This window comes from Candidatus Leptovillus gracilis (genome assembly GCA_016716065.1).
Lineage (GTDB): Bacteria > Chloroflexota > Anaerolineae > Promineifilales > Promineifilaceae > Leptovillus > Leptovillus gracilis.
Genome location: JADJXA010000008.1, coordinates 22,480 through 35,916 on the forward strand (window position 1 = coordinate 22,480; position 13,437 = coordinate 35,916).

Genomic DNA, 13,437 nt, shown 5'->3' on the forward strand with positions numbered 1-13,437 from the left:
GGCCCAAAATGTCGTGAGATTTTCCAAAAATCTCACGACATTTTTAAAAAATCTCACGACATTTTTTTAAAATCTCGCGTGATTTTGACCAAAACCCCACGAGGTCTGGCAGCAGGTCTCGCTTCTCTTTGTAGCCTAAGCCTCACCCCTTCGGTTATACTTTGCCCGGCTTTAGCGGGCAGACTTGTTAAAGTCACAAGATTGATTCGGTTATGAATGACCTTGAAGCCAATCTCTAACCACTTTGCCTTGAGGAGCAACAAATGGAATTAGCCAGCCAACTCACCGCGTTACTGCAACAAGACGGCCGTTTCTACGCCAATAACCAACTCCTGAAAAACCAGGTCACCGAATACGCCCTGAAACTAGACCGGGAACTGCTGCGCCTGCTCCTAAGCCACGACCGGCTGAAAGCCCACTTTTTTGTAGATATTGATGGCGTGCTGGTCTTTGACCGGGACAAATTTGTCCGCTTCATCAACCACAAAGCCTTTTTGCCCGACTCTTATACCAGCTTTAAGAACAAGATTGGGCTGGCGACGGCCGACGGCCGTTACCTGCATGAAAACCGCGACGTGGTTCTGGTCTGGCCCTATAAAGATTGCGTGCTGGAGGGCGGGCAAACCAAAGAGGAACAAAAACGAGACGAAATCTTCTGGAATGAAACCCTGGCCCCCGACGACGTGGACCGCCTATTGGCCCCCAAATTGCTCACCAACTGGCGGCGCTATGACGCCAACGGCCGTCACGAAGTGACTGAACTTCAGGCGACCGATAATTTGATTATTAAGGGCAACAACCTGCTGGCCCTGGCCTTGCTAAAGAAACGTTTCGCTGGCAAAGTGAAGCTGATTTATATTGACCCGCCTTACAATATGGGAGGTGATAGTTTTCAGTATAATGACAGATTTAATCATTCTACGTGGCTTACGTTTATGAAAAATCGCCTTAGTGTAGCAAAAGAGTTATTAAGACCAGATGGGGCCTTATTTGTTCAAATAGATCATCATGAACTTGCTTATCTAACTGCCATATTAGACGAGTTATTTGGGGTTGAAAACAGAGCACAAATCATCTCAATTAAAGCTGCATCTCCTTCTGGTTTTAAGGCTTATAATCCAGGGCCAATTGATGTTACAGAATTTGTATTATTTTACACAAAAGATAAGTCGCGTTTCCAATTTAGAACAAACTACGTACCAGCGGCATATCATTCTAATTACAATAAGTATGTGGAAAAGGTTAAAGGAGAGGAAGATGTTTCTAGCTGGAAGGTTATACCACTAAAACAAAAGGTTCTAGAATCATATGCTCGAGGTTCGCTCAAATTGAGCGGTAAATAGTAAAATTGGCGGCATGACTATGCCAGAATTCACAATCAGTGTTGAACGGCTGGATGACCTGCCGCTCTTGTATGGGTTTATCGAAAAGATGGGCATTCAGTCCACCATTGATACCGTCATCAAACCGCACGGGAATTGGCAGGGACTGAGCATGGGTTGGGTGATCTCCATCTGGCTCAGCCACATCATCTCGGCGTACAACCATCGGATGGATCGGGTTCAAGAGTGGGTGGCAACCCATCAGGTTTCTTTGCGGCAGTTGACCGGACAGGACGTGAGCTTGACTTCACCGATGACCGACTGGCGATTTGTCTGCGGGAACTGCACGAGCCTGACCAGTGGCGGCGGATCGAGAGCCTGTTGGGTAATCGGTTGCTGCGCGTTTACGACCTGCGGTCGGTGAACATCGTGCGGCTGGATGGCACAACCGCCGGCGTGTATCACGACCCGGCGGGTCACCTGTTGTTTCAGGTGGGGAAGAACAAAGAAGGGTCTATGAACCGCAGTTCAAAGCGATGCTGGCCAGCCTCGACCCGTTGGGCTTGTTGTTGGCGCTGGATGTGGTTCCTGGCAATCGGGCCGATGACCCGCTGTATGTGCCTTGCTACCAGCGGGTGAAAGAGATGCTGGCCCGGAATGGACTGCTCATTGTCGGCGACAGCAAGATGAGCGCCTTTGACACCCGGGCCACGATTGCGGCGGGCCATGACCACTATCTGACGCCCCTGCCCGATGGCAAGAGTGAACCGGGTCTGCTGGACAAGTACCTGCGCCGGTGGTGGGCTGACGGCGGCGCGGCGATGCCGGTTTTCCTGCCCGACGATGAGCCTGAGGAGGGACAAGAGCCTGACTGCTCCCTGGCCATCGCCGAAGGATTCGAGGTCAGCCGCGCCCATCAGGCTGGGGTGGGCACACAGCATGTCGTCTGGTCGGAGCGTTGTCTGGTGGTGCGCTCGTTGAGCTACCAACAGACCGAACAGGCGAACTTGCGGCAGCGGCTGGCCAAAGCGGAAGGGGCGCTGCGGGACTTAACGCCTGCGCCAGGGCGGGGTAAACGCCCCATCACCGATGAAGCGAGTTTCCAAAAGCCATTGCCGCTATTGAAAAGCAGTATCGCGTGGCCGGTCTGTTGCCGGTCAGCTACACTCGCCAGGTCACAGAACGCGCCATCCGCGGCTATCGCGGTCAACCGGCACGAGTAGAGCAAGACATTCGCTACCAGGTGCAGGTCAAGCGAGACGAGGCGGCGATTGAGTGGGCGCTGTTCCGGGCCGGTTGGCGTATCTACCTGACCAATGCGCCGCAGGCGTCGCTCTCTTTGACCGAGGCCGTCCTGGCTTACCGCGACCAGTATATCGAGGAGAACATTTTCCGCCGTCTCAAAGGCAAGATGCTCTCCATCACCCCGGTCTATGTCCAGCGGGATGACCATGCGCAGGGCTTGTTTCATTTGCTCTCGCTGGCAGCGCGACTGCTGGCCTTAGGCGATTACACGGCTCGTCGCGCTCTGGCCGACCAACAGTCAGAACTGAGTGGCATCACCCCGGCAACCCCAAGCGGGCCACGGCTCGACCGACGATGGAGCGGCTGCTGGAGGCATTTGACAACATCAACCTGAGCATTATCCATCTGACCGGGCAGCGGGTCTGTCAGGCGACGCCGTTAACGGCCGTAGCAGCGCATTTTATCTCTGTTAGGCTTGTCGGCTACGTTGTATACCAACTGGACTGTGGCCTGAACCGGTTAACCAGGGGTGGATTGGGCCTGTTGACGGTATTTGATTGGTAAAGTGCTTGTTTTTTGTAGCTGTCATATCGGTTTTGCTGGCTTCTGAACCACTTCACCGATATGGCAATCTGAATTGGACTTTTGCTCGTTTATTTGAGCGAACGCCCTGCATATGGCTTTGCTAGTGAAAAAGAAGTAAAAGAGCAATTCAAGTCACTTTACAAAGAAATATTAAGCGGTTTAATCGCTGAATTTGCTTTTCAAAACGCAGATAAGGTTGCAAGCGTTAGAGATTTTCATAAGCCAACCAAAGTAATTAAAGAGCTTCAAGTGAAATCACGTGTAGAAAGAGATAAGGTTTTTATCCATCAAAAACAAGATGGTTTATACACATATGTTTACCGTGGTGGTGAATTAACTTTTTATTCTCGAAAAATACACATAGTAGATGGAAAACCTCAAGTTACAGAATTATTATCAAATTTCTGGGATCATATTTCTTGGGCAGGAATAGCAAAAGAAGGATATGTAAAGCTTAAAAATGGGAAAAAACCAGAGAAGCTTATAAAACAACTTTTAGAGATAGTTACGGAAGAAGGTGACTTGGTATTAGATTTCTTTCTTGCAAGTGGAACAACTACGGCTGTTGCTCACAAAATGAACCATCAGTATATCGGTATTGAACAACTTGATTACGGGGAAGATGATTGTGTTGTTCGCTTGCAAAATGTTATTAATGGCGATCAAACTGGTGTTTCAAAGTCAGTTAATTGGCAGGGCGGCGGCAGTTTTGTCTACGCAGAACTAATGCAGTGGAATGAGCAATTCATCCCCCTCATTCAGGCCGCCGCCGACACAGACAGCCTGCAAGCCATCTGGTCCGAGATGCAAGCCAAAGCGCACCTCAGCTACCGCCTCAACCTCAAAGAATTCGACGCCCACGCCGCCGCCTTCGCCGACCTCTCCCTTCAAGACCAGCGCCGCTTCCTTCTCGAAGTCCTGGATAAAAACCAGCTCTACGTCCCCTACAGCGAACGCGACGACGCCCTCTACGCCGTCAGCGATGCCGACAAAGCCCTCAACCGCCAATTCTACGGGGAATAAGCAGGAATAATCATGCCGCAGTTTTTATACCAAGACCTCAATACTCTGTGGGAATATCAGGTTATCCCCCGCCTGATACCTGATGACATCAAAGGCAATCTCAAGCCCACCTTGCCCCTGCGCCCCTATCAGGAAGAAGCCCTGGCCCGTTTTTTCTACTACTTCAGCGGCTTTCCCAAACGAGTCAACCCGACGCAATTGCTCTTTCACATGGCTACCGGTTCCGGCAAAACTCTGGTCATGGCCGCCGCCATTCTCTATCTTTACCAGCAGGGCTACCGCAACTTCCTCTTTTTCGTCAACAGCACCAACATCATCGAAAAGACCCGTGACAACTTCCTCAACCCACTTTCCGGCAAATACCTCTTCGCCGAAACCCTCACCTTCGGCGCAAAACAAACGCAACTTCGCGCCGTAGACAACTTCCAAACTGCCCACCCCGACGAGATTAACATCCTCTTCACCACCGTACAGGGATTGCACAGCCGCCTCAATCAGCCCCGTGAAAACAGCCTCACCTACGACGATTTTGCCCAGCACAACCTGGTCCTCATCTCCGACGAAGCCCACCACATTAACGCCCTCACTAAAAGTCAGGCAAATCCCAACCAGCCGGGATTATTCCAATCCAATGACCTGGCTCCATCAGAATTAGATGAACTCAACACCTGGGAAGCCACCGTTAACCGCATCTTCACCGCCCGCCCCGGCAACCTGCTGCTAGAATTCACCGCCACCATCGAGCTAGACAACCCGGCCATCGCCGCCAAATACGCCGACAAAATCCTCTGCCAGTATGACTTGAAAAAGTTCCGCCAGGACGGCTACTCCAAAGAAGTCACGGTCCTCCAGGCCGACCTGCCCCCCATGCAGCGCGCTCTGCAAGCTGTCATCCTCAGCCAATACCGCCGCAAAGTCGCCGCCAGACAAGGGCTAGATCTCAAGCCTGTTATCCTCATGAAGTCGCGCACCATCGCCGACTCCAAAACCCACGCCGACGAATTCCAACAGATGATCGGGCAGCTAGACGGGGAACAGTTGCAGCCGCTTAGCCAACAGGCCAGCGGCGCCCTGCAACGCGCTTTTGCCTACTTCGCCGCCCAAACCATCCACCTGGACGACCTGGCCGCCGAACTCCGGCAGGAATTCGCTCCCCATCACAGCCTCAGCGTCAACTCTCAGGCCGACAGCGAAGAAAAACAACTCCTGGTCAACTCTCTCGAAGAGCGCGATAACCCCATTCGCGTCATCTTCGCCGTAGACAAACTTAACGAAGGTTGGGACGTGCTTAACCTGTTCGACATCGTGCGCCTCTACGACACCCGCGATGCTAAAAAAGGCATTCCCGGCAAAACCACCATCGCCGAAGCGCAGCTTATCGGGCGCGGCGCGCGCTACTTCCCCTTCGCCTATAACGGCCAGCCGCTTGACCAGCGCAAATTCGACCACGATCTCAACCACGAGATGCGCATTCTGGAAAGCCTCTATTACCACAGCGCCCATAACCCCCGCTACATAGACGAACTGCACAAGGCACTCATCCAGACCGGCATCATGCCCGACCGCAGCCGCGCCGTCACCCTGCGCGTCAAAGAATCCTTCAAAACAACCGACCTCTGGCAAAACGGCTTCATCTTCGTCAACAAGCGGGTTGCCAATCCCCGCGCCAATATATTTGGGCTGCCCACCCTCAACATTCCCTTGCGCCATCACTACCAATTGCAAACCGGCCAGACGCAAGAAACCACCATCCTCGACGCCAACACCGCCGCCGCGCCCGGCGTCGCCACCATGACCCGTTCAATATCCCTCAAAGAGTTAGGGGAAAATGTCATCCGCGCCGCCCTGCACCGGCTGCCCGCCTATCGTTTCGACCAGCTAAAACGCTACCTGCCCCACCTGCAATCCAGTGTCGAATTAATCACGTCCGCCGACTATTTAGGGTGGGTCACCATAGATCTCACCGGCACGCCAACGCAGTTAGACCACCTCTCCCAGGCCGACAAGCTGCAAATCGCCCTGAGCGTTCTGGCAAAAATCGGCCAGGCCATCCAGACCAGCACGCCAGACTACATCGGTACAGACCTGTTTGAACCCCTCTTCATCCAACATTGCCTGAAAGACAAGACGCTGCAAATCAGCATCAACGAAGGCGGCGATCAGGAGTATGGCCTTGCCCAAAGCCAGACATCTAACAGCGCCCTCCAACTGACATTAGACGACAAAGCGTGGTATGTCTACGATGAAAACTATGGCACGGCCGAGGAAAAGTATTTCGTCCGTTTCTTGCACGGCGCTATGGCTGAGCTAGAAAAGCGGTATGAGCAGCTTTACCTGATCCGCAACGAAAAGCTGTTTACCCTCTACACCTTCGCCAACGGACGTGCCTTTGAGCCAGACTTCGTCTTGTTCGCCGTCGAGAAAGCGACGCAAAAGCCGGTCTCATACCAGTTGTTTATCGAGCCAAAAGGGGATCACCTGCTTAAAACAGACGAGCATAAAGAGCAGTTTTTACTGGCTATTGCCAACCAGCATAAGCTGCCCACCCTGTATGATACGGATGAATATAAATTGATTGGCCTGCCGTTTTACAATGAAGCGGTCAGAAAGTCATCATTTGAGCAGGCTTTTCGCGGGGCGCTGTCCCTTCCTTAAGAATGGGACAAAGCAGGCTGCCTGGCGTTGGGGCCGAGGGGCCAGACCGTTGGGCGGATACCAGACCTGGTGGGCGACGACAAATCTTTGCCAAACCGAGATATATAAACCGCTAAGATGTGCGCCACGTTTTTTGGAATCGGCAGGAATAGAACCATGAAAACAATGACCTACAAAAGCTATGCGGCGCGGATTGCCTACAGCGACGAAGACCAATGCTTCGTCGGCCATATTGCCGGGATTCAAGATGTAGTCGGCTTTCATGGCGAGTCGGTCTCCGAGTTACGCGCCGCCTTTGAAGAGGCGGTGGACGATTACCTGGAGACGTGCGCCCGGCTGAATCGCCCGCCGCAAAAGCCCTATTCCGGCAAGCTGATGCTGCGCATCCCGCCCGACATCCATGCAGCCGTAGCCATCGCCGCCGAAGTGAGCGGCAAAAGCATCAACCAATGGGCCGCCGAGCAATTTGCCGACGCTGTACAGACGTAGGGCCATTGGTGGCAGACGAAAAACGGCTTTTCCTTTCCCGCCTCTGGCAAAAGAAAAAAGAGAAGGTCTGACGGTTGCCCGCCAGACCTTCTCTTTTTGCTTCTAAATCACGCCAAACATCACCTGGCGCGATTCATTGATCCGCCCCAGGTTGCCCGTCGCCTCTTCGAGGAAATCCACCAGCTTCCGTTCCAGAGCCAGCGACTTCTCCCACAGCTTCTCTTTGGTCAGCGATCCGGCCGGCCCCAGATGCACTTGCCGGGAGCAGATACGGCCGTTTACCCGCCGCCCCTTCTGTAATGCCGCCACCATCTTGCCCGGCTTCCGTTTGTCCTGGCGATAAGTGATGGTGTAAATGCCATGCGGAAAGACGACTATTTTGCGCTGCGCCAGTTGCAACCAGCCTTCGCTCAACGCCTCAAACCACTGCACCCGCATTTCGCCGCGCAGCCGGATGACCTCGCGCCCTAACGGGGATAATTCGGCGAAGGGTAACAGGTAGTCGTGGCGGTATTCCTGGTAGATGTTGACCAACGAATCCCACTCGAGGTCGCCAACGGCCGTTGAGACCTCCTCCCACAGATGACCAGTCAGCTTCATCGCCAGGATGAGCGCGCCGCGATACATCTGCTCTGGATACCAACGTTCACTGCTCATGCCCACCAGGATGATGAGCAAATCGCGAAAGAGGTCGGCCACTTCGGGCGGCGGGCCATCTTCCCGGCCCATCACCGCCCACTCCACCGGGCGCGGCACCAGGTCGTAATCGCGGTTGTCGGGCAGCCGCGAGGCCAGATTGTCATCGCCATTGTCGTCATCGCTGTCTATGCTGTCGGCGGTGTCTATCACACAGTAGTTGCGGGCGACGAGGGATTTCCAACCGCCGTTCAGCCCACGGATGTGAACCCACGCATAGTTCTTCAGGGCGGTGCGGGCGCAGGTGTAGGCATAGGCCAAGGGCTGGTCGCTGTTTTCGAGAAAAGCCAGCAGCGCGGTCTGGGTCATGTCTTGCCAGTGGGTGCGCCACTCACGGCCGTCAAAGCCATGTTGCTGCCCCAATTCCCGCGCCAGCCCACCGGCCCGCTGCTGAAGTTCAGCCAGGGGCACGTCGCGGGTCAGCTGGGTGGTTGCCGGGGTATCCGGCGCTTGTGAAACGGTTATTTCTGGATTAGAATGCGTGAACATGTTTTCGGCCCTCCATCAGCCGTAAACTTGGGAAGCCGGTTGAGGTGCGAACTCAACCGGCTTCATTTTTTGGGGAAAATGGTTCCTTATCGTTGGGATTAGTAAGTGTGACCCTGCTCTTTGAGGGCGCGCAGGGCGACGCCCCAGGCGTCGAGGGCCTGATCGCCCTGGTGAGTTTCCCATTGGGGTTGAACGGCCGTTTGCTTCCGTCTGCTTTGTTTGCCGGGCACGCGCCGCTGATTGGCTTTCAGGTGAATTACCTTTTGTGGGTCTGGTTTGTTCATGAGTCCTCCTTAGCGAGAGCAAGAGCTAGAGCTAGAGGAAGAGGTCGCTTCCTCCTCTAGCTCTAGCTCTAGCTCTCGCTCCTGGAATGCAAAAGAGGCAGCCTGTTGAGACTGCCTCTTTCCAAATCACATATGCGGTTGTTTGATAGAGTTGGTAAACGGCCGTCTGCCTACAACGTAATCGCCTTCATTTGCCGGGGTTGGTAAGGTGGCGGGGAACGGCCGTTGCCACCAGACAGACCAACCGGCCCATCGTACCGGCTCTTCGCCCAGGCAGGCGGTGTAGCTCAGGTGCAGCTTGCCGCCGGGCATGGGCAGCATCAGGCTAATGCTCACGTCCCGGTGGTCGAGGACCAAGCAGGTGTTGGCGTCCAGACGGAAGGGGCCGAGAACGGCCGTGCAGGCCTCTTCGTAGGGGCTGTGGTGTTCGTCGTCGTGGCGCGCCCAGCGGCTGGTCATCAGGCGGGTGATGAGGTGAAAGAGTTGCTTGTTTAGCATGTGGGTCTCTCCTTATGGCTAAATGGGGTTTATTGGGCTGGCAAGACGCCGGCCCATTCTCACCTGCCTGCGGCCGTAGGCCGCCCTGACTGGCTCGCCCAAAGAGGCTGCAAAGAAGGGGACAGGTATTTCACATAGTTGTGATTTTGGGAGAATGAAAAAGGCCGGCTTCCAGTCAGGAAACCGGCCCACTTTGTAGTAACGGCCGTTCTTTTTACCTTCTTTGCAGAATTTGCTTTGGTTAATGAATCAGTCTAACAATACAACCTGCTCCCCCCTTGAGTTTCATAGCCATCTGGTACTATATTCCTTTGGGCAGTCATCCCGCTTCACGGTACAATACCTTCCTGTCACGGAAGTTATCATGGAGCCAGCATGGACGTAAGTGAACAACTGCTGTATCAGCTTAAGGAACAACCGAAAAACGCCAACGAACTGCTTACGGCCGTTCCCGACTTCGCCGATCATCCCCACGGCTTAGAGGTGGTGCGTCTTTTGCTGCGCCTGGACCCCCGCGTACAGCCTTTGGACGACGGCCGTTACACCCTCACTCTCGCCGAAACCACCCCGGCCGACCGCATCCACAGTGAAGCCCAAAGTTTCCTCGACCAGATACCCACCCCTGGGGCGCTAATCACCTCAGTCGTAGACCATGTGGCGCAGCAGACCCACTATCCGGCCGAACAGGTTCGCGCGGTCTTGGTGCAGCAATTTACCGTCCGCCACAACATGCTTTTCAAGCCGCGCCAGAAATAATCTCGTGCCTTTCAGGAGAGAGAATGCCAGTAACCACCAACAGCGCTCTGACCCACATGCAAACCACGCTCGCCGGGTTGGGTTATGTCGATTTACGCCTTGATTACCCCCTGACCGCTTTCGCCGATGTGGCCGACCTGGAATATGCTGCGCTGATCGCTTTTGATGGCGAAACGCCCGTCGTGTTGTGTTACCCGGTAGCCTCCGGGCAGAGTGACAACCCGGCCTTGCAGGAAGCGGCCAAATATCAGGCGTCGGCCATTGTCGGCGAGTCGGTCCGCTTTGTCTGGATTAGCGATGGGAAAGCCGATTACTTTTTCGACATTGCCCGCAGTACGCCGGTACCGGCCCTGCCCGCCCAGGCAGATTGGCGCAGCGTGGCCCGCGACGGCCTTTCCACCAGCCGCCGCACCCGCCTGCAAGCGGAAGCGCGGGAGTTTAAGCGGGGCAACTATCTGGCGCTGCAAAGCAAGTTCAACCAGTTGCACGAGGAGATTTACAAAAAAAGGGCCGGCGTCAGCACCACCAATGAGGCGATAGACGAGGTGGGTAAGCTCATCTTCCTCAAAATTCATAGTGAACGGCATCCCCACTATACCTATGGCGGGCAGCGGCTGCGCGACGCTTTTAATGGCGACTATATCCGGCAGGCGGAGGGCAAGGCGGTGGAATGGTTTGCCCGCGTCTTTAAGGAGGTGGCAGCGCTGCCGGAGTATGAGATGCCCGACCTGACCAACGGTGGGCGCACCGCTATCTTCCCGCCCGATGAGCCATTCCGCCTGAACAACCCTGGCGTGCTGGCCTTTGCCGTGGATATTTTTGCCGATTGGCAGTTGACGGTGGATCAGGACCGCGACCCGGATCGGGTGGCGGAGGATTTGTTGGGTTGGGCGTTTAACACCTTTTTGCGCGGCAAATATGATTCTTCCGGCGGCCTGGCTACCTATCTGACGCGCAAGGAGGTGGTAGACTGCATGGCGCGCATGGTTTTCCACGACATCGCCGACGAAGATTTATGGCGAAGGGATTTGGATGGACGGCCACAATTCCTGGCCGGGGATATTTGCTGCGGCACCGGCTCGTTTTTAGTAGGCATGTTGGCGGAGATGAAGCGACGTGTGCTAGATAACATAGGCTACACTCCTGATGATCAGCTTGCCTGGCTGCAAAAGTTGAAACAGTACAGCCTCTTTGGCGCGGATGCTTCCCCCTCTTCGATTACGAAGGCGCACCTGAATTTGCTGACCTTTGGCGCCAGCGCCCACCAACTGCTGCGCACCCAGGATTCGATTACCGACCCGGTGATTGACCGGCTGGAGCGTAAGTTTGACCTGCTGATGACCAATCCGCCCTTTGGCAAGGGGAAGTATGATGACGCGGCCGGGCTGGAGAAGATGCGGCAGGGGGAACTGCAATTAGGGTATAGCTGGCCGGCGGGTAAGCCGGAGAAGAAGAAGGAGTTGGATAAAGCGGACCCGGCGGCGCTGTTTCTGGACCGCAACCTGCAACTGCTGAAACCGGGCGGCCGTCTGCTGATTGTGGTGCCCGACGGCCTGCTTTCCAATACCAGCGACCGCTTCATCCGGGAATATTTGATGGGGGTAAAGGATGGGCAGACGGGGCAGTTTCATGGTGGCAAGGCGATTGTGAAGGCGGTGGTAAGCCTGCCGACGCAGACCTTTGCCATGAGCGGCACGGGGGCTAAAACCAGCTTCCTCTACTTGCAAAAGAAACGCCATGCCGCTGACCCACAGGGGCCAATTTTTATGGCGGTGGCCGAGCATGTGGGCTTTTTGAAGAAAGGGAACATGGAAGTGGTTGATCCAGATGGCAACGATCTGCTAGATATTGCTGAAGCATACATCAAGGGCAGGCAAAGCTAAATGCAAACCGCGTATACTGTCGTTTCCGAAAAGCCCGTAGAGGTGTGGATACCCGGAAAATTGTTGGAAGATCGTCTTGACGCTGAATTCTACCAACCTGTCTATTTGCGAACAGTAGAGGCATTAAAATCTGCTGGTTTCCCTCTTAGACCCCTGCAAAAACTCAGTTCCTATAAATCCCGTGTTTACTGGGGTATTAAAGGCTTAGACGAGCCAATATCCAGCACCCATATCCCCTATATACGCCCAAATGAAGCGACTGATGATGGCTGGATCGAGTATGATGATCTGACAACAATTGAGCGACATTGGGCCAATGACATGCCAGGCGCGTTGGTGCAACCAGGCGATTTATTGGTGGAAGTGAAAGGCAATGCTCGCAAAGTACACGTTGTTCGGGAAGACGTGCCATCATTAACCTTTGTTAGTGGCAGTATGTATCGTTTCGTACCCAAAAATGATGTAGATGTTCATTACCTTTGGGCATATCTGACTTCCCAAACTTGCCAGACGTTGAAAGAACGCTTGATGAGCAATTCGATTATCAAGTGGATCAACCCAGACGATATTTGCCAGATGTCTGTGCTTGTGCCCCCACGGCCGTTACAAACCTACATTGGCGCTAAAGTCCGTCTCGCTGAACAATGCCGCAGAAACGGCCGTGAGCTTGATCAGGAAACAGAAGGCTTTTTTGATCGTATTCTTAAAAGACTCTCCCCAACTTCCAACTCAGTACAAACAAATGCTATCGAACCATCAGAAATCGTTACTGAACGGTTGGATGCTAAATTCTATCAATCAATTTACATTGATATCGAACGATATATCGTGACCCATCCAGAAGGCTATAAAACCATAGGGGAGTTGGTCAGTAGTATTTCCAACGGTGTGGAATATCGGGACTTCGTTGCAGACGGGATACCATATTTAACAGTGGGTAACATCCGAGATGGCCGTTTAGATTTGGAAAACGCCCCTAAAATCCCCAATGACCCTTCCATTCCAGAAAGGGGAAAAATCAAAGCCAACGACATTTTGATAGTACGAACAGGTTCAATCGGGCAATCTGCTTTCGTGCGGATTGATGATTCAGAAGCCATCATAAGTTCGCATTTCATTCGTCTACGATTAAAGCAACCGCAACAAGCCCCGTGGATTGTGTTCTTTTTGAACAGTTGGGCAGGGAAGCTACTGCAAGAACGAATAACCTACGGCGCTGTACAACCTCAAATTGGCCAGGAATTACTAATGGGTTTGCCCATTCCCAATATTGGTGCAGACAATAGCAAATATATCTCAGCGATAGTGCAAAAGCAGTACATGCTATTCGACAAAGCTACGAAATTAACAAAAGCAGCTAAAGCCGACGTCGAAGCCCTCATCGAAGGGCGGTTGGATGTGGCGGGAATTATGGACGGCCGGCTACAGCCTCCCACCTGGCCCAGTATCCAACAAGAGCTATCCTTAACAAAATCAGTAAGCGAACCAGTCTAAGCTAACACAAAGGTAGGT

Annotated in this window: 14 protein-coding genes; 11 read left to right on the forward strand and 3 right to left on the reverse strand. The window is 53.6% G+C overall.

Annotated features, from left to right (window positions below; all coding sequences use genetic code 11):
- Positions 1 to 263: 263 nt before the first annotated feature.
- From IPM39_19305 to IPM39_19340, 8 genes are all read left to right on the forward strand, one after another.
- Positions 264 to 1,343 carry a site-specific DNA-methyltransferase gene (locus IPM39_19305; GenBank protein ID MBK8988182.1) on the forward strand — a complete coding sequence of 360 codons (1,080 nt, stop codon included), beginning with the start codon at positions 264 to 266 and terminating at the stop codon, positions 1,341 to 1,343.
- 19 nt (positions 1,344 to 1,362) lie between these two features.
- Complete coding sequence (locus tag IPM39_19310; protein MBK8988183.1) at positions 1,363 to 1,746, forward strand: DUF4277 domain-containing protein; 384 nt, start codon at positions 1,363 to 1,365, stop codon at positions 1,744 to 1,746.
- Between the two features lie 112 nt (positions 1,747 to 1,858).
- Positions 1,859 to 2,545, forward strand: coding sequence for a hypothetical protein (locus IPM39_19315; protein MBK8988184.1), 687 nt, complete (start codon positions 1,859 to 1,861; stop codon positions 2,543 to 2,545).
- Positions 2,461 to 2,961: a transposase gene (locus tag IPM39_19320; protein MBK8988185.1), complete on the forward strand. Its 501-nt coding sequence runs from the start codon at positions 2,461 to 2,463 to the stop codon at positions 2,959 to 2,961. The genes IPM39_19315 and IPM39_19320 overlap by 85 nt, the downstream gene beginning before the upstream one ends.
- Positions 2,922 to 3,131: a hypothetical protein gene (locus IPM39_19325; GenBank protein ID MBK8988186.1), complete on the forward strand. Its 210-nt coding sequence runs from the start codon at positions 2,922 to 2,924 to the stop codon at positions 3,129 to 3,131. Before IPM39_19320 ends, IPM39_19325 begins: the two co-directional genes overlap by 40 nt.
- Positions 3,132 to 3,224: 93 nt before the next feature.
- On the forward strand, positions 3,225 to 4,175 hold the full coding sequence (locus IPM39_19330) for a site-specific DNA-methyltransferase (protein ID MBK8988187.1): 951 nt from the start codon (positions 3,225 to 3,227) through the stop codon (positions 4,173 to 4,175).
- A gap of 12 nt (positions 4,176 to 4,187) precedes the next feature.
- A complete protein-coding gene (locus IPM39_19335; GenBank protein MBK8988188.1) occupies positions 4,188 to 6,830 on the forward strand; it encodes a DEAD/DEAH box helicase family protein in 2,643 nt (880 codons plus the stop codon).
- Positions 6,831 to 6,986: 156 nt separating this feature from the next.
- Positions 6,987 to 7,319 (forward strand): type II toxin-antitoxin system HicB family antitoxin, encoded by a 333-nt coding sequence (locus tag IPM39_19340; GenBank protein ID MBK8988189.1) that lies wholly within the window; start codon positions 6,987 to 6,989, stop codon positions 7,317 to 7,319.
- A gap of 102 nt (positions 7,320 to 7,421) precedes the next feature.
- On the opposite strand, the gene IPM39_19345 is transcribed toward IPM39_19340, so the two are convergent.
- The 3 genes from IPM39_19345 to IPM39_19355 all read right to left on the reverse strand — a co-directional run bounded on the left by IPM39_19345 (position 7,422) and on the right by IPM39_19355 (position 9,286).
- A complete protein-coding gene (locus tag IPM39_19345; protein ID MBK8988190.1) occupies positions 7,422 to 8,504 on the reverse strand; it encodes a hypothetical protein in 1,083 nt (360 codons plus the stop codon).
- 98 nt (positions 8,505 to 8,602) lie between these two features.
- On the reverse strand, positions 8,603 to 8,788 hold the full coding sequence (locus IPM39_19350; GenBank protein ID MBK8988191.1) for a hypothetical protein: 186 nt from the start codon (positions 8,786 to 8,788) through the stop codon (positions 8,603 to 8,605).
- Positions 8,789 to 8,914: 126 nt separating this feature from the next.
- Positions 8,915 to 9,286 (reverse strand): hypothetical protein, encoded by a 372-nt coding sequence (locus IPM39_19355; GenBank protein ID MBK8988192.1) that lies wholly within the window; start codon positions 9,284 to 9,286, stop codon positions 8,915 to 8,917.
- 375 nt (positions 9,287 to 9,661) lie between these two features.
- Here IPM39_19355 and IPM39_19360 point away from each other — a divergent pair, with 375 nt between their 5' ends.
- From IPM39_19360 to IPM39_19370, 3 genes are read left to right on the forward strand one after another with little or no spacing between them, the layout of a single operon-like run.
- Entirely contained in the window at positions 9,662 to 10,042 is a 381-nt protein-coding gene (locus tag IPM39_19360; protein MBK8988193.1) for a hypothetical protein, read from the forward strand.
- Positions 10,043 to 10,065: 23 nt separating this feature from the next.
- On the forward strand, positions 10,066 to 11,925 hold the full coding sequence (locus IPM39_19365; protein MBK8988194.1) for an N-6 DNA methylase: 1,860 nt from the start codon (positions 10,066 to 10,068) through the stop codon (positions 11,923 to 11,925).
- A complete protein-coding gene (locus IPM39_19370; GenBank protein ID MBK8988195.1) occupies positions 11,926 to 13,419 on the forward strand; it encodes a hypothetical protein in 1,494 nt (497 codons plus the stop codon). It abuts the gene before it with no gap.
- Positions 13,420 to 13,437 lie beyond the last annotated feature (18 nt).

Excerpts from the sequence above, each read along its gene's own strand:
- IPM39_19305 (MBK8988182.1), top strand. The coding sequence starts at position 264 with ATGGAATTAGCCAGCCAACTCACCGCGTTACTGCAACAAGACGGCCGT.
- IPM39_19310 (MBK8988183.1), top strand. The coding sequence starts at position 1,363 with ATGCCAGAATTCACAATCAGTGTTGAACGGCTGGATGACCTGCCGCTC.
- IPM39_19315 (MBK8988184.1), top strand. The coding sequence starts at position 1,859 with ATGCTGGCCAGCCTCGACCCGTTGGGCTTGTTGTTGGCGCTGGATGTG.
- IPM39_19325 (MBK8988186.1), top strand. The coding sequence starts at position 2,922 with ATGGAGCGGCTGCTGGAGGCATTTGACAACATCAACCTGAGCATTATC.
- IPM39_19335 (MBK8988188.1), top strand. The coding sequence starts at position 4,188 with ATGCCGCAGTTTTTATACCAAGACCTCAATACTCTGTGGGAATATCAG.
- IPM39_19340 (MBK8988189.1), top strand. The coding sequence starts at position 6,987 with ATGAAAACAATGACCTACAAAAGCTATGCGGCGCGGATTGCCTACAGC.
- IPM39_19345 (MBK8988190.1), bottom strand. The coding sequence starts at position 8,504 with ATGTTCACGCATTCTAATCCAGAAATAACCGTTTCACAAGCGCCGGAT.
- IPM39_19350 (MBK8988191.1), bottom strand. The coding sequence starts at position 8,788 with ATGAACAAACCAGACCCACAAAAGGTAATTCACCTGAAAGCCAATCAG.
- IPM39_19355 (MBK8988192.1), bottom strand. The coding sequence starts at position 9,286 with ATGCTAAACAAGCAACTCTTTCACCTCATCACCCGCCTGATGACCAGC.
- IPM39_19360 (MBK8988193.1), top strand. The coding sequence starts at position 9,662 with ATGGACGTAAGTGAACAACTGCTGTATCAGCTTAAGGAACAACCGAAA.
- IPM39_19365 (MBK8988194.1), top strand. The coding sequence starts at position 10,066 with ATGCCAGTAACCACCAACAGCGCTCTGACCCACATGCAAACCACGCTC.
- IPM39_19370 (MBK8988195.1), top strand. The coding sequence starts at position 11,926 with ATGCAAACCGCGTATACTGTCGTTTCCGAAAAGCCCGTAGAGGTGTGG.